This window comes from Bradyrhizobium sp. LA6.8 (genome assembly GCF_040547935.1).
Taxonomy (GTDB): domain Bacteria; phylum Pseudomonadota; class Alphaproteobacteria; order Rhizobiales; family Xanthobacteraceae; genus Bradyrhizobium; species Bradyrhizobium barranii.
This window is the reverse complement of the sequence record NZ_JBEPQQ010000003.1, coordinates 1,222,421-1,242,545: the sequence shown is the minus strand read 5'-3', so window position 1 is coordinate 1,242,545 and position 20,125 is coordinate 1,222,421. Positions and strand designations below refer to the sequence as shown.

Annotated in this window: 14 protein-coding genes; 12 read left to right on the top strand and 2 right to left on the bottom strand. The window is 62.9% G+C overall.

Annotated features, from left to right (window positions below; all coding sequences use genetic code 11):
• The first annotated feature begins 54 nt into the window (after positions 1 to 54).
• The 9 genes from ABIA90_RS19795 (at position 55) to ABIA90_RS19755 (ending at position 14,689) form a co-directional block, all read left to right on the top strand.
• Entirely contained in the window at positions 55 to 3,309 is a 3,255-nt protein-coding gene (locus ABIA90_RS19795) for an efflux RND transporter permease subunit (RefSeq protein WP_354117692.1), read from the top strand.
• On the top strand, positions 3,306 to 3,788 hold the full coding sequence (locus tag ABIA90_RS19790; RefSeq protein ID WP_354117693.1) for a hypothetical protein: 483 nt from the start codon (positions 3,306 to 3,308) through the stop codon (positions 3,786 to 3,788). Before ABIA90_RS19795 ends, ABIA90_RS19790 begins: the two co-directional genes overlap by 4 nt.
• Positions 3,789 to 3,835: 47 nt before the next feature.
• On the top strand, positions 3,836 to 6,982 hold the full coding sequence (locus tag ABIA90_RS19785) for an efflux RND transporter permease subunit (protein ID WP_354117694.1): 3,147 nt from the start codon (positions 3,836 to 3,838) through the stop codon (positions 6,980 to 6,982).
• A 35-nt stretch (positions 6,983 to 7,017) separates the two neighbouring features.
• On the top strand, positions 7,018 to 7,881 hold the full coding sequence (locus tag ABIA90_RS19780) for a hypothetical protein (protein WP_354117695.1): 864 nt from the start codon (positions 7,018 to 7,020) through the stop codon (positions 7,879 to 7,881).
• Positions 7,882 to 7,966: 85 nt separating this feature from the next.
• Positions 7,967 to 8,674 carry a hypothetical protein gene (locus ABIA90_RS19775; protein ID WP_354117696.1) on the top strand — a complete coding sequence of 236 codons (708 nt, stop codon included), beginning with the start codon at positions 7,967 to 7,969 and terminating at the stop codon, positions 8,672 to 8,674.
• The gene (locus ABIA90_RS19770; RefSeq protein ID WP_354117697.1) at positions 8,671 to 9,870 is read left to right on the top strand and encodes a PepSY domain-containing protein; all 1,200 of its coding nucleotides are present in this window, start codon (positions 8,671 to 8,673) and stop codon (positions 9,868 to 9,870) included. The genes ABIA90_RS19775 and ABIA90_RS19770 overlap by 4 nt, the downstream gene beginning before the upstream one ends.
• A gap of 88 nt (positions 9,871 to 9,958) precedes the next feature.
• Positions 9,959 to 10,837, top strand: a complete 879-nt coding sequence (locus ABIA90_RS19765; RefSeq protein WP_259257159.1) for a hypothetical protein — start codon at positions 9,959 to 9,961, stop codon at positions 10,835 to 10,837.
• A 220-nt stretch (positions 10,838 to 11,057) separates the two neighbouring features.
• Positions 11,058 to 12,719 (top strand): peptidoglycan-binding protein, encoded by a 1,662-nt coding sequence (locus ABIA90_RS19760; protein WP_354117698.1) that lies wholly within the window; start codon positions 11,058 to 11,060, stop codon positions 12,717 to 12,719.
• Positions 12,716 to 14,689, top strand: a complete 1,974-nt coding sequence (locus ABIA90_RS19755; RefSeq protein WP_071912762.1) for an ABC transporter ATP-binding protein/permease — start codon at positions 12,716 to 12,718, stop codon at positions 14,687 to 14,689. Before ABIA90_RS19760 ends, ABIA90_RS19755 begins: the two co-directional genes overlap by 4 nt.
• Positions 14,690 to 15,437: 748 nt before the next feature.
• Here ABIA90_RS19755 and ABIA90_RS19750 read toward each other — a convergent pair.
• Positions 15,438 to 16,031 carry a UbiX family flavin prenyltransferase gene (locus ABIA90_RS19750; protein ID WP_354117699.1) on the bottom strand — a complete coding sequence of 198 codons (594 nt, stop codon included), beginning with the start codon at positions 16,029 to 16,031 and terminating at the stop codon, positions 15,438 to 15,440.
• Complete coding sequence (locus tag ABIA90_RS19745) at positions 16,028 to 17,548, bottom strand: UbiD family decarboxylase (RefSeq protein ID WP_354117700.1); 1,521 nt, start codon at positions 17,546 to 17,548, stop codon at positions 16,028 to 16,030. The genes ABIA90_RS19750 and ABIA90_RS19745 overlap by 4 nt, the downstream gene beginning before the upstream one ends.
• A 103-nt stretch (positions 17,549 to 17,651) precedes the next feature.
• Here ABIA90_RS19745 and ubiT point away from each other — a divergent pair, with 103 nt between their 5' ends.
• The 3 genes from ubiT to ubiV are packed head-to-tail and all read left to right on the top strand — an operon-like array spanning position 17,652 to position 20,100.
• Positions 17,652 to 18,191, top strand: a complete 540-nt coding sequence (gene ubiT, locus ABIA90_RS19740; RefSeq protein WP_354117701.1) for a ubiquinone anaerobic biosynthesis accessory factor UbiT — start codon at positions 17,652 to 17,654, stop codon at positions 18,189 to 18,191.
• Complete coding sequence (ubiU, locus tag ABIA90_RS19735; protein ID WP_354118351.1) at positions 18,191 to 19,168, top strand: ubiquinone anaerobic biosynthesis protein UbiU; 978 nt, start codon at positions 18,191 to 18,193, stop codon at positions 19,166 to 19,168. Before ubiT ends, ubiU begins: the two co-directional genes overlap by 1 nt.
• 41 nt (positions 19,169 to 19,209) lie before the next feature.
• Entirely contained in the window at positions 19,210 to 20,100 is an 891-nt protein-coding gene (gene ubiV, locus ABIA90_RS19730; RefSeq protein WP_354117702.1) for a ubiquinone anaerobic biosynthesis protein UbiV, read from the top strand.
• Positions 20,101 to 20,125 lie beyond the last annotated feature (25 nt).

Genomic DNA, 20,125 nt, shown 5'->3' with positions numbered 1-20,125 from the left:
CCTTCAGCGTTCGTCAGAACCTTTCGAGCAGCACTAAAAAAGCTGCGGCCGTCTATGGCGTCGGAATTCGTGAGAACTACGCCCGCGTTTCTTGCGAGGGAAAAAGCGGTCAGAAATGTCCAGCAGTACGAGAGTGTTTTACAACCGGAGTTTGATTGCAGCCAGAGGTTAGAAGAGGGGGCAAGAATGTTTTGGCTCATTTCCTCTAGCGTTCGCTTACGCACCCTCGTTGTTGCTGTCGCTGCGGGCCTGTTCGTTTTCGGGGCCGTCAGCATCAGGGACAGGCCGCTGGACGTTGTCCCCGAGCTCGCGCTGCCTTCGCTCACGGTGAAGACGGAATCGCTTGGCCTTTCTAGCGCCGAGGTTGAATCGCTGATTACCGTGCCGCTGGAAGCGGACCTGCTCAACGGTGTCCCCTGGCTTCAGGTCATCCAGTCGGAATCGATGGCGGGACTTTCGACGATCGAAATGATCTTCGCGCCGGGCACTGATCTGATGAAGGCGCGCCAAATGGTGCAGGAACGGCTGACGCAGGCGCATGCGTTGCCGAACGTCTCGAGCCCACCGGTCATGTTGCAACCGGTGTCCTCAACTAGTCGGGTCATGAACATCGGCCTGAGCTCGAAATCAGTTTCACTGATCGACGTGTCCGTTCAAGCGCGCTGGAACATTGCGCCGCGTCTTGCTGGCGTTCCTGGGGTCGCGAACGTTTCGATCTGGGGGCAGCGTGAGCGGCAGGTGCAGGTGCTTGTCGATGGGCGGAATTTGCTGAAGAAGGGCGTCAAGCTGGAGCAGGTGATCAAGACCACCGGTGAAGCGGTATGGTCGTCGCCACTGACCTACCTGAACTCATCCACGCCAGGTACCGGCGGCTTCATCGAAACACCGAACCAGCGGCTCAGCATTCGTCATCAGCTGCCGATCTCCACGGTAGGTACGTTCGCCAAGGTGCCATTGAGTGGCACGACCGTGCGCGTCGGCGATGTCGCCTTTCTCGCCGAGGGGCATCAGGCGCTGATCGGTGATGCCATCATCGGCGAAGGACCGGGCCTGATGCTGGCCGTCGAGAAGTTTCCCGGTTTCAACACGTCAGACGTCACGCGCGGAGTCGAGCGTGCGCTGGACGAGCTGAAGCCAGGGCTGCCCGGCATCGAGATCAATACGACGATCTATCATCCCGCGAGCTTCATCGAACGAGCGACACGTAACCTGAGCAGGGCCGCAATTATATCAGTCGTTTTGGTCGCAGTCGCGCTTGGCCTGTTGATGGGTAGCTGGCGGGGAGCCGTTATCGCCCTGGTCGCGATCTCGTTGTCATTCGTTTCGGCCGTGCTGTTGCTGCAAGCCGCCGGCATCTCGCTCAGCATGACGGTCATCGGCGGTCTTTTGATGGCTTCGGGTGTGGTGGTCCATGACGGCATTCTCGACGCAGACAATCTACTGCGCCGACTACGGGCGCCTCGCGACGGACAATCGAGTTTCCTCGTTCTCGCCCGTGCGATGCAGGAAACGCGTCGTCCGATGGTCTATGCGTCGCTGATCGTCGTGCTGGCGGTGCTTCCCGTCCTGTTCATGCAAAGCCGGTCGGCGTCATTCTTTACGCCGATGGCTTGGGCTTACGTCGCCGCGGTGTCGATCTCGATGCTGGTGGCGCTGATCGTGACCCCTGCGCTGGCGTCACTTCTTCTCGTCAATGTTGCACCGAATGCGAACAGCGATGGGCCGATCGATCGATGGGCCGGAATTCTCGGTCGGGTAGGGGGCCCCGTCGCCCGCTGGCCTATCGCCTGCATTGGCGTCGGTGTTGCGGCCGCGATCGTTTGCGTTGCGCTCCTGAATTCGTATGAGCGCAACTTGGTACCGAGCTTCAAAGAGACTGATCTTCTCATCGAGTGGCAGGGACCGCCCGGCACCTCGCTGCAAGCGATGATGCGATCGACTGAGGGCTTGATTCGAGACCTCAAGCAGATCCCGGGCGTGCAGAGCGCCCACGCCAATCTTGGACGCGCGCTGCTCTGCAACTGTGCGCGTGCGACCGACGTGAATACCGGGCAAGTGTGGGTTAGCATCGATCCCAAGGCGCAATATGAAGCCACGCTCGATGCCGTGGAAGCCGTCGCCACGGCCTATCCCGGAATGCGTGGGCAGGTCGGAACATACCTGTCGGCCAGGCTGCGTGAGGCGCTCACTGGTGATTCGGATTCCATCACCGTGCGCGTATATGGCAAGAGCCTCGATGTCATTCGCGTCAAGGCTGAGGAGATTCGCGCGGCGATCGCCAAGATCCAGGGCATTGAAAACGCGCGGGTGGAGCTGCAGGTCGAGGAGCCAGCGATCGAGGTCAAGGTGGATGTCGATCGCGCGGCTGATTTCGGCTTGAAGCCGGGTGACGTCCGCAGGGCAACGTCCGCGCTTGTCGGCGGCATCACCGTCGGCGCGCTGTTCGAGGAGCAGAAGGTTTTCGACGTGGTCGTCTGGGGACGCCCTGAGCTGCGCGACAACATTGAAGACATCCGGAATCTGATGATGACCAGCGAGAACGGGTCTCAGGCTCGCCTCGCTCAGGTCGCTGACGTCCGCGTCGTGCCGGCCACCAGCATTATCCGCCGCCAGGGGGCGTCACGCCGTATCGACGTCCTGGCGAAAGTGGACGAGCGGGCTCTTGGCGATGTGGCAGATGACGTTGCGAGGACGGTCAAGCAGGTCGCATTCCCGTTCGAGCATCGGGCCGAGGTGTTGGGAGAATACAAGGAACAACGTGCCAGCCTGCGGTCGATATACGGCTACGTGGTGGCTGCGGCGATCCTGATGTTCCTGCTCATGCAGGCGGTGCTCCGAAGTTGGAAGCTCACCGCGCTGTCGCTGCTCGGCGTCCCGATCGCCGTGCTGGGCGGCCTGGCGGCGATCCCGATCACCGAGGAGGGTACCTTCTCACTCGGCTCGCTGTTGGGTCTGGTGGCGGTGCTTGCTTTGACGGTGCGACAGGGCGTCGGTCTGGTCGCGCATTTTCAGCATCTGCAGTTGAAAGAGGACGTGCCGTTCGGTGAAGCGCTGGTGCGCCGCGGTGTTCGGGAGCAATTCCCCAGCATCATGGCATCGTCGATCGCGACGCTTGCTCTGGTGCTTCCGTTCGCTGTCATGGGCGATGTTGCGGGACTTGAAATCGCCCACCCGCTTGCGGTCGTTGTTTTGGGCGGCATCATCACCGCGACGCTCGGAACATTGCTGCTGCTTCCGGCGCTCTATGTGCGGTTTGCCGCCGGCTGGACCGACGACCGCCTCGATCTCGAGATGGAGACCGGGTCGTGAGCACCGCGAGCTTTGCTTCGATTGCGATCAAGAGGAAGGAACGCCTCATGGCCCGCTTTAATGTGTTGGTGGCCGCGACGTCTGCCGTGTGCCTCGGAATGGTTTGTGTCTTGGTGCTATCTGCGGAAACAATAGGGAGGAGCACGCCGGCGCGCGTCGATCCTACACTTGATGCAAACATCAAGAAGATTACGCTCACGCCGAAGGCGGCGGAAAGGCTCGGTATTCTGATCGACGAGGTGCGGGCCGATCCGTCGGGGCGGCTCATCGTCCCCTATGCATCCGTTCTTTACGATCTCTCGGGAAAAGCGTGGATCTACATCAGCGCCGAGCCGCTGACCTTCGTCCGCGGACCGATCGAGATCGACACCATAAAGGGCGAAAACGTGTACCTGAGCGACGGGCCGCCGGTCGGCACCAAGGTGCTCGCGGCCGGTGTGCCGCAAGTATTCGGGACTGAGGTGAAGGTAGGCCATTAGCTTGGTTGTTCTGCCTAACGGCTACGGCCTGAGTTGGATGTCTTGCGATGATGAAGCTGATCATAGCATCGAGCTTGCGCTTTCGTTATCTCGTCCTCGCGCTGGGCGCGGTGCTGACCTGGTTTGGCCTGGCACGTCTTAGCGACGTGCCAGTAGACGTATTTCCGGAATTCGCGCCGCCGCGCGTAGAGATCCAAACCATCTGCCTTGGACTCTCGTCTGCCGAAGTTGAACAACTGGTGACCGTGCCGCTGGAGAACGCGCTGAACGGCGTTCCGGACATCGACGTGATGCGTTCGAAGTCGGTGGGGCAATTGTCGTCGATCCTCCTGATCTTCAAGTCCGGCGTCGATGGCATCCGGGCGCGTCAACTGGTCAGCGAGCGCATGGCGCTTGCGTCCAAGACCCTGCCGACGTGGGCGGCTCCGCCCTTCATGATGCCGCCATTGTCCTCGACGAGTCGGATCATGAAGATCGGCATCACCTCGCAGGACAAGTCCATTATGGACCTGTCGATGCTTGCCTATTGGACCATTCGACAACGGCTGCTCGGTGTTCCCGGGGTTGCGAACGTCGCGATCTGGGGCGAGCAGCTTAAGATGCTCCAGGTCATGGTCGATCCGAATCGGATGGCGGCGGCGGACGTCACGCTCGATCAAGTGCAGGAGGCGGTTTCCGATGCCCTTGACGTCGGTCTGCTGCGTTATTCCCGCGGCGCGCATATCGGCACCGGCGGCTTTGTCGAAACGCCCAATCAACGCTTTCAACTGACGTTTGCCCCGTCCGGCGTTACACCCGAGACGCTCTCCAAGGTGCCCGTGACGACAAAGGACGGCAAACCGCTGTTGCTGAACGAAGTAGCCAACCTTGTCTATGCGCCGCAAGGCATGATCGGTGACGCCGTCATCAATGATGGCCCGGGGTTGATGCTCATCGTCGAGAAGTTCCCCTGGGGAAACACGCTCGCGGTGACCCGCGGGGTGGAGGAAGCGCTCGAGAAAATGAAGCCGGGTCTTCCGGGGGTTGAAATCGATACGACGATCTTCCGGCCCGCAACATTCGTCGAGGACTCGATCGATAATCTGTCACGGGCAATGCTGCTGAGCTGCCTGCTGGTCACGGGGATTATCGTCATCTTCCTTTATGAGTGGCGCACCGCAATCGTCTGCGTCGTCGCCATTCCGCTGTCGCTGCTCGCAGCCGCACTGGTCCTGTTCATGTTGGGTGCGACCGTCAACACGATGACGTTGGCCGGCTTCGTGATCGCGCTGGGAATTGTCGTCGACGACGCGATCCTCGATGTCGAGAATATCATGCGACGCCTGCGTCTCGCGCGTCAGGCGGCCGATACACGAAGCACCGCGCGCATTGTTCTGGACGCTTCCCTCGAGATGCGCGCGCCGATCGTCTCTGCGACTCTGATCGTGGTGGCCGCCGTCGTTCCCGTGTTGTTCATGCAGGGCCTGACCGGATCGTTTTTCAAGCCGTTGATAGGGGCCTATGTGCTCGCGATCGCGGCTTCGCTTGTCGTGGCGATGACGGTGACGCCGGCACTTTGCCTGATCTTGCTGAACAACGCGCGGCTTGAAGGGCGTGAATCGCCGCTCGTCGTCTGGCTGCGGCGCCATTACCCGCGCTTGCTCGAGCGTGTCACCCGAACGCCGCGTCCGGCGTTCATCACCGTCGCCGTCGTAACTCTCGCGGGGATCGTCGTCTGGCCGTTGCTCGGGCACTCGTTGCTGCCTGCGTTCAAGGAGCGCGATTTCCTGATGCACTGGGTTACCTCGCCCGACACCTCGCTGCCCGAGATGTTGCGCATTACGACCCGGGCGAGCAAGGAGCTGCGCGCCATTCCGGGAGTACGCAATTTCGGCGCCCATATCGGTCAGGCCTTCGCTGCCGATGAGGTCGTCGGCGTCAATTTCGGAGAGAACTGGATCAGCATCAGCAAGGATGCCGACTACGACAAGACGCATGCCAAGATCGACGAAATGGTGGAGGGTTATCCCGGCCTCTACCGCGATGTGCAGACCTACCTGAAGGAGCGCATTCGGGAGGTTCTGACCGGCGCCGGCGAGGCGATCGTCGTTCGCATCTTTGGTCCGGACCTCGACGTTCTCAGGAACAAGGCGGAAGAGGTCCGCGCGGCACTCGCTGATGTTCCCAACCTCGTTAACCTGCACAAGGAGCTGATCGTCGAGGTGCCGCACATCCAGGTGACACTGAAGCTGGACGAGGCACAGCGTTACGGTCTGAAGCCGGGTGATGCGCGGCGCGCCTCCGCGACTCTGATGGCTGGTGAGGAGGTCGGTGACATCTTCCTCGAGGGGCGCACCTATGACGTTCAGGTATGGACCCCGCCGGAATTTCGCCGCAGCGTTGACTCTGTTCGTCAGATGCAGATTGACACGCCAACCGGCCAGCGCGTGCGGCTAGCAGAAGTAGCCGATGTCGACATTCAGCCCACGCCAAATGTTATCCGGCGAGAGGCGAGCTCCCGCCGGATTGACGTAGAGGCGAATGTCCGGGGCCGCGATCTCGCCGCGGTCGCCCAGGACGTACAGGCGCGGTTGGCTAAGCTGTCATTCCCGCTCGGTTACTACGCGGTGCTGCAGGGCGAATATCAGGAACTGCGAGCCGCTCGCGCACGGCTCGAAGTGCTTAGCGTGCTGGCGCTCGCTGTCATATTCGTGCTTTTGCAACAGACTTTTGGCAGCTGGCGGCTGGCAACGCTCAGTTTCCTCACTCTCCCGTCAGCGCTGGTGGGGGGTGTGCTGGCAGCGTGGCTCGCAGGTGGAATCGTTTCCCTGGGCTCACTGATTGGTTTTCTGACTGTGCTGGGCATTGCCGCACGCAACGGGATCATCATGATCAACCACTTCCAGCATCTGGAGCGCTTTGAGGGAGCGGCGTTCGGCATGGACCTCGTGCTTCGCGGGGCGAACGAGCGGTTGCGTCCGATCCTGATGACAACAGGGGCCGCCGGACTTGCGATCCTGCCGCTGATTATTTTCGGCAATTTACCCGGCCATGAGATCGAGTACCCGATGGCAGTGGTCATCATGGGCGGCCTTGTGACGTCGACGCTGCTCAATCTGTTCATTTTGCCTGCCCTTTATCTCCGTTTCGGCCGCGGCACGGTCGGACCGACGATCAATCTGACTGGTCCGGAACCGGTTCAGGGGAGGGCCTGATGGTCGAGTGTGGGGCCAGATTGCGTCGGGAGGCCTTGGCCGTCGTGATGGCTGTCGCCTGTCTCGGGCTGTCCCATGGCGGGGTCATGGCGCAGAAGAGCGACGCTGCCGAAGTCAAGCTGGAGGCTTTCGATCGCAACAATTTCGACGGCTCGACCAAGATCGACAACAAATGGTTCCCGCTGCAACCGGGAACGCAGTGGACTTACGAGGGCTTCACTCGGGAAGAGAATACGCGCGTGCCGCATCGCGTGGTGCAGACGGCGACCGACCTGACCAAAGTTGTGAACGGCGTGCGTGCCGTCGTGGTGTGGGATGCCGACTACAAGGACGGCGAGCTGCAGGAATCCGAGATCGTTTTCTTCGCGCAGGACAAGGACGGCAACGTCTGGCAGCTGGGCGAACTGGTCGAAATATACGAGGAGGGGGACTTCGTCGGCGCGCACACCTGGATTGCCGGCCTGGAAGGCGCGAGTGCCGGAATCATGATGATGGCGGATCCGCGGCCCGGTACGCCCAGCTACTCCCAAGGCTACGCGCCGTCCCCGATCAACTGGTCGGATCGTGCCAAGGTGGACCAGGTGGGCCAGAAAACCTGCGTGCCGGCTGGCTGCTACAAGGACGTTCTGGTGATCGCGGAGAGCAGCACGAAGGAGGGACCGAACGCTCAGCAGCTCAAATACTACGCGCCTGGTGTCGGCTATATCCGCGTTGGTTGGAAGGGCAAGCAGGAGAAATTGCGGGAAACCCTGGAACTCCGCCAGGTCGTCAAGCTCCCCCCTGATGCACTGGCGAAGGCACGCGCCGAGGCGCTCGCCATCGAGAAGCGCGCCTATCTCTATAGTCGCACCCCGCCCGCCGAACTCACGCAAGGCGCAACAAGCACGGGAGGCGAATGAACGATGAGTCAACGGTCCACTGGTGTCGTCTCGGCACGACCTGTCGCCGACCGACTGGTCCGGAAGTCATAGGAGTGCATCAGAGATGGGCGACGTGAACACCAAGCACTGCCACAACGGCTGGTTCGCCGCGGCTGCGGCGCTGTCGGCGGTCGCCTTCCCGATGGTGACGTTCGCGGCCGAGAATGGAAAGTTCGAACAGCTCTCGGTCTATCTCGAACGCAACATTCAAGACAAGGACGCGGAGATCAAGTTCGAGGTGACAGGCGCCAGCGATGGGCTCACGGCGCTGACCGTTTCGGGACCCGGCGAGCGAAAGGTCGTCGACGTCAAAACTCCGGACTCGAAACTGGGAATTCGCAAGCTGACGATCGAGTCACCGGAACCGGCTGATGACCGCATCGTCAAGGCCGACTTCCCGGCCGGCGCGTACCGTTTCGAGGGGAACACGAGCAAGGGCGCACGCCTGCGCGGTGAAGCGCAACTGAGTCACACGTTTCCGGAGCCGGCCGCGTTCGAATATCCACGGTCTGGCCAAAAGGACGTTCCCGCCGGCGACCTGACCTTGCGCTGGTCCGTGCCGAAGGGGATCGAGTCCTGCGTCATTGTGATCGAGCAACCTGGCTCGCCCTATGAGATCCGGGCGCTGGTGCCGGCGTCGACAAAAGCCTTCACGGTGCCCAAGGGGTTCCTGCGCGCCGGGCAGGCTTACACGCTCGCGATCGGTACGGTCGCGAAGGACGGCAACCGCTCCTTCATCGAAACCGACTTCACCACGGCGAGGGAGCGATGAGCACATTCGACCGTCATCGCCGGATCGGCCCGAGACCAACCGGCGATGTCTTGAGGCCAGCTTCCACAATCCCGGGCGGCAGCCGGACCTGCTGCCCTCAAACCGAGGGCATCGCGATGATCGACATACAGACGAAGCCAGTCGGTTGGCGGTTTGGCCCATGCGTCCGCTCGCCTTCGACGCTCACTGCGGCCGTCGTTCTGTCGGTGGCCGCATCTGTGCTAGGCGGCGCGTATGCCGGCGAGATCAAGGACCCGCCGCGCTGGACCAAGGGCAGCGACTTCTCCTCCTTGAATGACTGGAACCTGAAAGCCGAGCAGATCGTCCCGCGCGGGGTCAATCCGCTTTATTACCCGATTACGCCGGGCCACAAACACGCGCTGGAACGGCCCGATCACCCCGGCAAGTATCGCAAGGAGACTGTGGTGCTGAACACCACGGAGGATTTCGACATTCGCGGCATCGGCAGGTTCAAGACGTCGGTAGTGCAGGAGGAGGAGTATCTCGACGGCGTCCCGACCCAGCGCACGCTCAACTGGCTCGCCCTCGATAAGGCCAGCAGCAACGTATATTCGTTCGGCGAGGTCACCTGGAAGATCAACGAGGATGGCAAGCCGAGTTTCGCCGGCACGTGGCGGGCCGGCGACCCCGACGGGGATGGCGTCGCCGAGCCGGGCCTGTTGATGCCGGGCACATTCAAGGTCGGCGAGCGCTACATCTACGCCGGCAGCCGAAGCGTGGCTTATGGTGGCGCCGAGAATATGGAAGACGGCCTTCAAATAACTGTTCCCGCGGGAACGTTCAAAGGCTGCGTTCGGATTCGCGAGCAGGGCCTGATCGACCCGAAAGACATCAAGGACAAGATCTCGTGTCCGGAGGTTGGCATTGTGAGCGACACTTCCGACGGCAAGCTCGTCATTTCCAACGCGCTACCCTCCGGCAATCCGGCCTCCAACGTATCCAGCATCGGCACCTCGCGCGGCAAGCCCGCAAAGTCGAAGTCCGCCGCTGCGGCGAAGATTTCGTCCGAAGACGCCAAGAAGATTGCGCTGCAGCGCGTGCCCGGAAAAGTCACCGACATCACAATCGAGAGGAAGAAGGGCAAGAACGTCTACGTGGTTGAGATCCAGACGGGTAGCCGCGAGGTGGATGTCTTCGTCGACACCCAGACGGGGGAGATCGTTGGAACGGACTGATACGGAGACTCCGTGAAAACGCGGCGAGGAGAAATCGGCCGGCTAAACGGTATTCGAGTTCTATAGCTTCTGTGATTGGGAGACCGCCATGAAGGAGATCATTTGCGCCAGCTCGCTCGCCGTCCTCCTCGCGGTATCTTCGGCAGCTGCCCAGACGCAGGCGCCGAAGGGCCTTGGCACCGAGGAATTCGGCTTGTCGCAACGCGAACTGGTTCAGGCTATCGAAAAGACCGAGCAACTGATCGCGCGCTGCATGACCGAGCAGGGCTTCCAGTATGTCGCGGCCGACCACAATACCGTGCGGGCGGGCATGTCGGCGGACAAGATCCTCCCCGGCCTCAGCGAGGAGGAGTTCGTCAATCGCTACGGCTTTGGCATCTCGACCTTTTATACCGGTCTGCCGCCTCAATTATCGACCGGCTACAGTCCCGCCCGTATTGGCCTCGGCGAACGCAATGTCCAGATTTTCCGAACGCTTTCTCCTGCCGATCAGGTCGCCTACAATCGCGCGCTGTTGGGTGAGGAAGACCTGACGTCTACCTTCGCGGTCGCGCTGGAGAACGAAGATCTGTCGCGTACCGGGGGGTGCACGCGAAAGGCCGTCTCCGAGGTGTTCAAACCCGACCAACTGAAGGCCAGCCACTACAATCCCCAGGACGCGCTCATTAACAAGGACCCGCGCATGAAGGCGGCGCTTTCGTTTTGGCAGCGCGAGATGAAGAAGGCCGGATACGAGTATGCTCACCCGGACGAGATCGAACCCGACCTGCGGAACCGGCTCAACGCGCTGACCGAGGGTGGCAAGCTGTTGGTTGCCAAGATGTCAACGGACCAGAAGGCCGCTATGCGAAAACTGCAGGATTTCGAGCGCGGGGTGGCGGTGAAAAGCTTCAAGATGTCGGAGGAGGTGTTGAAGCCGGTCGAGGAGCGAATCCAGGAAGAGATGTTCTCCCGGAAGGTGCAATGAGACTGATAGCTACGTCAATTTGCCGGTCTTTCCCGGAGCGGCGGCTGCGGGTAATCTTCTGTCGTGGTCGGTCATCGCGACGGGGGACGACTCAGTGCTCTAGCGGGCATGGTTCGTGCGATGCCAACGGCGGCGAGGATTAGGCATGGTCGCGAACCGGGTAAATGTTCTCTGGGGCATCTTGGGTCTTGTTGGAGGCATGGCGCTTGGTGCCTGGTACATGGGTTCCAGGATCCAGTCGCCGGCCGAGATGGCGGCGCGCACCGCACCGCCGGAGCCATCCCCGATCCTCGTGCCCGTGGAATCGCGCGTACTGAGTTCTGATGTCGTCACCCGCGGCACCGTCCGCTTCGGACTTCCACAGCCGATTTCGATCGCTCCTTCCACCGTCAAGGGCGGCGCCGGACTGATCTCATCGCTGCCGCGGCCGAATGCGCCGTTTAATGAAGGCGACGTGATCATGTCAGCGTCCGGCCGTCCGGTCCTTGTCCTGCGTGGCGCAGCGCCGGCCTTCCGCGACATGTTGCCGGGAACGAGCGGGAGCGACGTGCAGCAGCTCGAGGAGGCATTGGCCCGACTCGGCTTCGATCCGGGACCAGTCGACGGCAACTACGATCAAAAGACGTCTCTTGCGGTTGAGCGCATGTATCAAAAGGCCGGGTGGGATGCGTTCGGACCAACACGCGAACAGCGCGCCGCGGTCGCCACGCTCGAGCGAGACTGGTCGGATGCCGCGAGAAGTCGGCTCGCTGCCGAGACCGCGCGCGACACTGCCGTCAAAGCGGTCGCCGCCGCGCGCGCGGTCGCGGAGCAGAACATTCGCCAGGCCACTATCGATAGCGCCATGCGTTTCGGCACCGGCCGGCAGCTGGCAGACGCACGTGCCGGCAAATCCCTTTTGGTGCAAACCGAGCGCGCCCGCGCCACCCATTCCGCTGCCATCGCCGATGCCGACATCAAGACGCAGATGGCCGATCGCGCCTTGGTTGTCCTCGATCCGCGCCAGACGGAGATGACCAAGGCCGCAGCCGAGGCCAAGCTGAGAGTGGCGCGAAGCGCGCAACGCAAGGCACGAGTAGAAGCCGAGCTTGCGATTGACAATGCGTCGCGCGAGGCCAGCCTGACCGACCAGCGGATCAAGGCCGCCGAGGGCGCGGTGAACGCGGCGCGCCTGGAAGGCGAGCGCAGCGTGCGCGCGGCGCAGGAACAACAGACGCTCGCCGAATTCGACGTCAAGATTGCAAGCGAACGATACGAGCGTCTGGATCGCGAGCTCGCGGCGGCGAGGGCAAAGCTCGGCGTTCAGGTGCCGGCGGACGAGGTCGTGTTCATTCCGTCGTTGCCGATCCGCGTCCACGAGGTGACTGCGTCCGTTGCGGGCAATGCTTCCGGGCCGGTGATGAGCGTGACGGATAACGAGCTCAGCATCGACTCGCAACTGCCCATTGAAGCCGCGCCGCTGGTGAAGCCCGGAATGAAGGTCGCGATCGACGAGCAGGCGCTTGGCATCAAGGCGAACGGCGTCGTCGAGAGCGTTGCGACTACACCGGGCACGCGCGGCGTCGATGGCTATCACTTCTATCTCGGGGTGAAGGTGGAGAGCACGCCGGTCTCTTTGGCGGGGTTCTCCGTACGTCTGTCAATCCCGATCGAGACCACGAAGGGCGCGGTTATCGCCGTGCCGACCAGCGCGGTGTCGCTTGCGGCCGACGGTGCATCACGCGTGCTGGTCGATCGCGGCGGCCGGCAGGAATACGTGACCGTGAAACCAGGGCTTTCGACGGGTGGCTATGTCGAGGTCAACGCGCCCGATGAGCGGCTCGTGCCCGGCCAGATGGTGGTGGTAGGCTATAAGACGGCGGAGCCGACGGCGATGAAATGACGCTCACCGCAAACAGAGAGCGAGCCTTGCCGATCGAAGCGGTTGCCGCCGATTCCGATCATGTGCTCGACCTGCGCAGGGTGTGCAAGCAATTCGGGACGGATCCTGCCGTTCATGCCTTGATTGATGTCGACCTCGTGGTGAAGCGCGGCGAATGGCTCTCCATCACCGGTCCGTCCGGTTCAGGCAAATCGACACTGTTGAACGTGCTGGGCTGCCTCGATCGGCCAACCAGTGGCCAGTTCCTTCTTGACGGAATCGAAACGACGAAGCTGAGCGAGAATGAGCGGGCCGGGCTGCGCGCCCGACGCGTCGGATTCATCTTTCAGTCGTTTCATCTGCTGCCGTATCGTACCGTCCTCGAGAACGTCATGCTGGCGGAAGTGTACCGCCGGCGCGTCGGGCAGGGACGGCGCGAGCGGGCGATGGTGGAGATTCGCCGCGTCGGACTTGCCCATCGGGCCAATTTCCTCCCGTCCAAACTGTCGGGCGGCGAACGTCAGCGGGCGGCGATCGCGCGGGCGTTGATGGGCTCGCCGAGTCTTTTGCTGTGTGACGAGCCGACCGGCAATCTTGACTCAACGAACACCGAGTCGATCCTCGACTTCTTCACCGAGCTGAACAAGGAGGGGATGACGATCGTCGTCGTCACGCACGACGAGAATGTGGCGCGCCGCGGCTTGCGTCGGGTTAATATGAAGGACGGTCAGCTCTATGGCGGCGGCGAGCCTGCAACTTCACCCCCATCTAAGTCGGGCATCGAGGCGTCGGCGATCACCACACGCGATCTCATCACCGAGGCCATCGCTGGGGCGATCGCGCGACCGGCTCGCATGGCGCTAACGGTGCTTGGCATCGTGATCGGCATGTCGGCGCTCGTCGCTACCGTCGGACTCACGCGAACCGCCGGCAACCGCATCATCAGCCAGTTCGATCAACTCGCGGCCACCGAACTCTTCATATCCGCGCGGCCAGGCGGCGCCAGCGGCACGATCGATCCGCGTGCTATTCCGTGGGACGCGCCGGAGCGGCTCACCCGGCTGAACGGGGTGGTTGCCGCGGGCCTGCTGAGCGACGTGAATGTTCATGACACGCTCGTTAGCGCTTCGCCGGTGATTGATCCTGTCAATCAGACCGCAATCAGGCTGGCGGTGCGCGCTGCTTCACCCGATCTGCTCCGCGCCGTGCGCGGCGAGCTCGCCTCGGGACGGTTCTTGGACGACGGGCATTCTGTCCGCGCCGACCGCGTCGCGGTCCTCGGCCCCGATGCCGCGCGCCGCCTGGGCATCGGTGGGGTCGAGCGGCTGCCGGCAATCTATGTCGGTGATGAACTCTACCTCGTGATAGGCATCCTCCGCGATGTCGTGAGAAAGCCAGAACTGCTTGGCTCGGTCGTTATTCCCGAGGGAACGGCGCGACGCTACTTTGGCCTCTTCGGGCCCGGCCTCGTTGTCGTGGAGACGAAGATCGGCGCCGCCTCCCTGATTGCGCTACAGGCTCGAGCTGCTCTGCGGCCTGATGACCCACGCGCGCTTCGGGTGCAGTTGCCGCAGGAGCCGCGACGCGTGCGCGATGACGTGCAAACCGACCTCAATGTCATGTTCCTGCTGCTGGGCGGCCTGTCGCTCGTGGTCGGCGCGCTCGGGATTGCAAATATTACACTGGTGGGCGTGATGGAGCGAACGGCGGAGATCGGATTGCGCCGCGCCATTGGTGCGACGCGTCGGCACATCGCGGTACAGTTCCTTGTTGAGAGCACGTCCATGGGGATTGTGGGCGGACTTCTTGGAGCCAGCATCGGCGTTATGACCGTCGTCGGCGTCTCGGCGTACCAGGTCTGGACACCGGTGCTCGATCCGCTCGCTCCTTTGCTCGCGCCCGTTGTCGGCGGCGTGATAGGCCTCCTGTCCGGAGTTTACCCCGCTTCGCGCGCAGCTGCGCTCGAGCCGGCCGAAGCGCTCCGCGCCTAGTCAAACCTCAGTGTACACGCTGTGTGCGCTGGGAATCTGACGATCCGATTTTTGCTTCCATTCCCGACATATTTGATCCTGATACAGGCAATCTGCGGAAGCTTGATCAAACCAAATTCATCAATCGGTCCAATCACATAGAGGTCGAGTTCGGACAAAATAGATCAGCGAAATGAAAGACTTGCGCTGGAAGTTTTTCACGGCCCCAAACGATGGATCGAGAGTTCAAGTATTTCAATTGGTTAGAAGGCTAGGTGTGCACGACGGGTGCACTGGGAGATCGCGAAAAATCGTTCGTGAGCAAGCGTGGGCGGTCGCTCTTTGGAGTGATGCGGGTCGTTTAGAGCAGGGTCCTTGCGCGAGCCTTAAGAGCTAATGGTGCTCGTCACCAACGAGATCTCTGTTCGGCCTACCGTCAGGGGTCGAGTCGCTCGCCCGCTACCACGGGCCACGATTTCGCGCGTCAAACTGCGATTTCCTGCGATCTTGTACGTTCGATAGTGACGATCCGAGGCGGCGCTGGCGCTAGGCCGTCATGCCGCACAGATCGGCTAGTGACATTGCCACGCAGAGCCGAGATCGGCTCGACTCGCTGCGAAGGATAAGGGTCGTCAGTGGGGGCGCGTTCTTCACGATGGGACTTTCAGCGCAGCATCCGCCGGAAGGCGGGCGTGTGAGGCCTTCTCCCAGCGCGTACCGGCCGCGCGGGCGGTGACGGCTGAGCTGAGCGGCCCTGGAGCGGCGCCGGTCATGCGCGGGCCGTCTCGCCGGCCCATGCCTGCGCCGGCGCCGACACTCCGGGCAGGTCCAAGAGATTGATGGCGCGGCAGGCGATCTGGTCGACGACCTCAGCCAAAGACTGCGGCTTGAGATAGAACGCCGGTAGCGGTGGCGCGACGATTGCTCCGCTTTCAGTCACCTGCGCCATCGTGCGAAGATGGCCGAGATGCAGCGGGCTTTCACGCGCCAGGAGCACCAAGCGGCGCCGCTCCTTGAGCTGCACGTCGGCAGCGCGTACCAGCAGATTGTCGAGTTGCCCCCAGGCGATGGCGGAGAGCGTACGGATCGAGCAGGGGGCCACGATCATCCCATGAATCGGAAACGAGCCGCTGGCGACGCAGCTGCCGATATCATGGTGAGCATGGCAACGAAAGGCCAGGCCGCGCAGACGCGCCGGAGCGTCGGCGTCCACCTCCTCGGCAAGCGTGCGCTCCGCTGCCGGCGAGATCACGAGGTGGAGGGCGCAACGCGGATATTCCGTGAGCCGTTCGACAATGCGTGCGCCGATTGCAACGCCCGAGGCGCCGCTGATGCCGACGATGACGCCCAGCCGCTCGCTCATGCCAATTCCCGGGCCACGTCCATGAGGCCGAGGCGCGACCACATCGCATCGACCCGCGCGATCACGGCGGGATCCATCGCGAGCGGTTCGCCCCAGAGTCGTTCCGTCTCCGGCGGGATTTTTGTGGTGGCATCGATGCCGAGCTTGCCGCCGAGCCCGGATTTTGGAGAAGCAAAGTCGAGATAGTCGATCGGCGTGTCGGTCAGCGTCACCAGGTCGCGCGAGCTGTCGCTGCGGGTCGAGACCGCCCACATCACTGCGCGCCAGTCGCGAATGTCGATGTCGTCGTCGACCACGATCAGCAGTTTCGTATAGCTGAACTGCGGGAGCATCGACCACAAGCCGAGCATCAGCCGTCGCGCCTGGCCGGGATAGCGCTTCTTGATAGCCGCAATCGCGATGCGATACGAACAAGCCTCTGGCGGCAGAAAACAGTCGACCACTTCGGGAAATTGCTGCCGGATCAACGGCACGAACAGTCGGTTCAGCGCTTCGCCGATTCGCGATGGCTCGTCCGGCGGGCGGCCGGTGAAGGTCGAGAGATAGATCGGTTGGCGTCGGCTGGTCACGGCGGTGACGCGCATGACCGGAAAGTCCTCGACCGAGTTGTAGTAGCCGGTGTGATCGCCGTAGGGGCCCTCGGGCGCCGTTTCGGTTGCCGAAACGAAACCCTCGATCACGATCTCGGCTGCGGCCGGGACCGCGAGAGGTACGGTCAGGCATGGCGTCAGGTCTGGCCGCTCGCCGCGCAGGATTCCGGCGAAGCGCAACTCGGAGATCGTCTCGGGCAGCGGCAGCACGGAAGCGAGGATGGTCGCGGGATCGGCGCCGATGACGACCGCCACCGGCATGTCGCGGCCGAGTACTTTCCACTCGCGGTGATGGCGTGCGCCGCCGCGGTGAGCGAGCCAGCGGATAATAGCGCGGTCGCGGCCGAGCACCTGGATGCGGTAGACGCCGACATTCTCTTCCTGATCGGCGGCTACCGGTTCCGGTGGCGCCGTGATGACCAGCGGCCAGGTGATCAGCGGCGCGGGCTCGCCCGGCCAGCAGATCTGCACCGGCAGCCTGCCGAGGTCGATGTCGTCGCCCATGGCGACGCAGTCCTGGGCCGGCGCGGCTGCGCGCGTGCGGGGCCGGGTCGCGAGCGCCGCGCGTGCTAGCGGAAGCTTGTCCCAGGCATCCCGCAGTCCGTGCGGTGGGCGGGGCGCGCGCAGCTCGGCCATCAGCGCGCCGAGCTCCTCGAGGCGGTCCGGCGCAATTCCCATACCCCACGCGATGCGCTCAACCGAGCCGAAGACGTTGGTGAGAAGCGGCATCTCGGACGGCGTGCCGTCAGCCTTGATCGGCTGTTCGAACAATAGTGCATGCCCGTGCTCGCCAAGCACCCGGCGGTGGATTTCGGTGATCTCATGGACCACCGAGACTCTCTCGCGAATACGTCGCAACTGCCCCTTGCTCTCGATGAAGCGCAGGAAGTCGGACAATTCTCGAAAGCGCGGGACGTCACGATGCAAGTGAACGAACTCCTCAAGAATAGGTAGAGCTAGCCGGGATGATCTTCGCCTTCATTGTTCCGGCTCAAATACATCCGCGTGCAATCCGTCCAGATGTGGTCCCATGAATGATCCGTCCGTTGCGCCGTCCGGCCCTTTGCCGGTCATCCCGCCGCTTGTCGCTGTCGCGATGCGTCCTTTGCCGTTGCTACCACTGCAGCTCGTCCTCTCAGGCCTCCTGCAGCGGATCTGGCGGCGCAATCCCGCGATCTTCGATCGGCTTGGCGAGCATTCGCGAGCGCGGTTCGGCATCAGGCCAACCGACCTGCCGTTCGCCTTCGTCGTCGAGGCGACGCCGCCACGGCTTACGGTGGTGCGCGACCTGCCGCGCGACCTGGATGCGCGCATCTGCGCCTCGCTCGCCAATCTGCTGGCTCTGCTCGAAGGTAAGGTCGACGGTGACGCACTGATGTTCTCGCGCGAGCTCGTGATCGAGGGCGATATCGAGGCGGTGCTCGCGTTGCGCAATGCGATCGACGACGCGCAGCTCGATCTCGCGGCGGAGCTGTCCTCGTTGCTCGGCCCTCTGGGTGGCACTGCAAAGCGCGTGCTGGAGGCGGCGCGCGGCAGCCTGATCGGCGGATCGCGGAGGCCGTTCAAATGATGGAGCTGATCTGCCCCGCCGGTACCGCGGCCGCGTTGAAGAGCGCCATCGATGCCGGCGCTGATGCGGTCTATTGCGGATTCAACGACGAAACCAATGCGCGTAACTTTCCGGGCTTGAATTTCAGCCGCGACGAGCTGCGCAAGGGGATCGCGCTCGCGCACAGTAGCGATGCCAAGGTGCTGGTTGCCATCAACACCTTTCCGCGTGCTTCCAGTGTCGAGCTGTGGCAGCGCGCTGTGGACGATGCGGTGAGCGCCGATGCCGATGCGCTGATCCTCGCCGACATCGGCCTGATGGACTACACGGCGAGGCGTCATCCAAACCAGCGCCTGCATGTCTCGGTGCAGGCGGCGGCGGCAAACCCGGACGCCATCGCCTTCTATGTCGAGACCTTTGGCGCCCGCCGCGTGGTGCTGCCCCGCGTCCTGAGCGTGCCGGAGGTCGCGGAGATCGCCCGCGAGGCGGCTTGCGAGACCGAGGTCTTCGTGTTTGGCGGCCTCTGTGTGATGGCGGAAGGACGCTGCTCGCTGTCCTCCTACGCCACCGGTAAGTCGCCAAACATGCAGGGCGTCTGCTCGCCCGCAAGTCACGTGGCCTACCAGCAGACGCCGCAGGGGACGACGTCGAGGCTGGGCGGCTTCACCATCAACCGGTTCGAACCCAGCGAGCCGGCCGGCTATCCGACGCTGTGCAAGGGGCGCTTTTCGACGGAGCAGGGTACTGGCTACATCTTTGAAGATCCAGTCAGCCTGGATGCCACGACCCTGCTCAAGGGTTTGAGCGATGCCGGCGTCACCGCGCTCAAGATCGAGGGACGGCAGCGCGGGCGCGCTTATGTCGAAAGCGTGGTGCGCCATTTCCGCGGGGCGCTCGACGCGCTCGCGAGCGGGCGCGAGGCCGACATTGCCAGCCTGAAACCGTTCACTGAAGGCCAGGCGAGCACGCTGGGAGCCTATCGCAAGACCTGGCGATAACTTGGTGATGACCAGCTCGCCTGCATGTAAGGAAGATTCCGATGCAACTCGGCCTCGGCCCAATCCTCTATAACTGGGCGCCGGAACGCTGGCGCGACTTCTATTTCCGGATCGCCGACGAGGCGCCGGTCGACGTCGTCTCGGTCGGTGAGATCGTCTGCTCGAAACGCTCGCCCTTCTTCGCGGACCATCTGCCTTCCGTCATCGAGCGATTGAAAAGCGCCGGCAAACAGGTGCTCCTGGGCTCCCTGATCCTGGTGTCGCAGCGGCGGGAGCGGCGCCAGACGGAGGAGCTCGCCGCAGTGAATGACGACCTGGTCGAGGTGAACGATCTGACGTGTCTCAAGGCCTTGGCCGGCCGCCCACATGCGATCGGGCCCTTCGTTAACATCTACAATGAGGCGGCCGCGGCCTTTCACGCTGCGCGCGGGGCCGCGCGCATCTGTCTGCCTCCCGAATTGCCGCTTTCCTCGGTTGCGGCGATCGCGGCCGCGCTTCCAAACGTCGCGATCGAAGTCTTCGCATTCGGGCGTGTGCCGCTTGCGATCTCCGCGCGCTGCTACCACGCGCGCGTGCATAAGCTCGCCAAGGACAATTGCCGCTTCGTCTGCGAGAAGGACCCGGATGGCCTCGCCCTGAAGACGCTGGAGCGGCAGGATTTCCTGACCATCAACGGCGTCCAGACCCTGTCCTACACGTGTATGAATCTTCTCGGCGACATCGGCGCGCTGCGTAAGGCCGGGATCGCCTCGCTGCGCCTGTCGCCACAGGATTGCGACATGGTTGCGGTCGCCGAAACCTTTCGGGACGTGCTGGACGGCCGCGATGACGCCGAAGGCGGCAGCCGGCGCTTCGCCGCGCTTTATCCGAAAGTCCCCTTCTCCAATGGATTTCTCCATGGATCGGCCGGATTCTCGTATCTCGTGCAATGATCGCGAGCGGAACGCAGATGGCCTC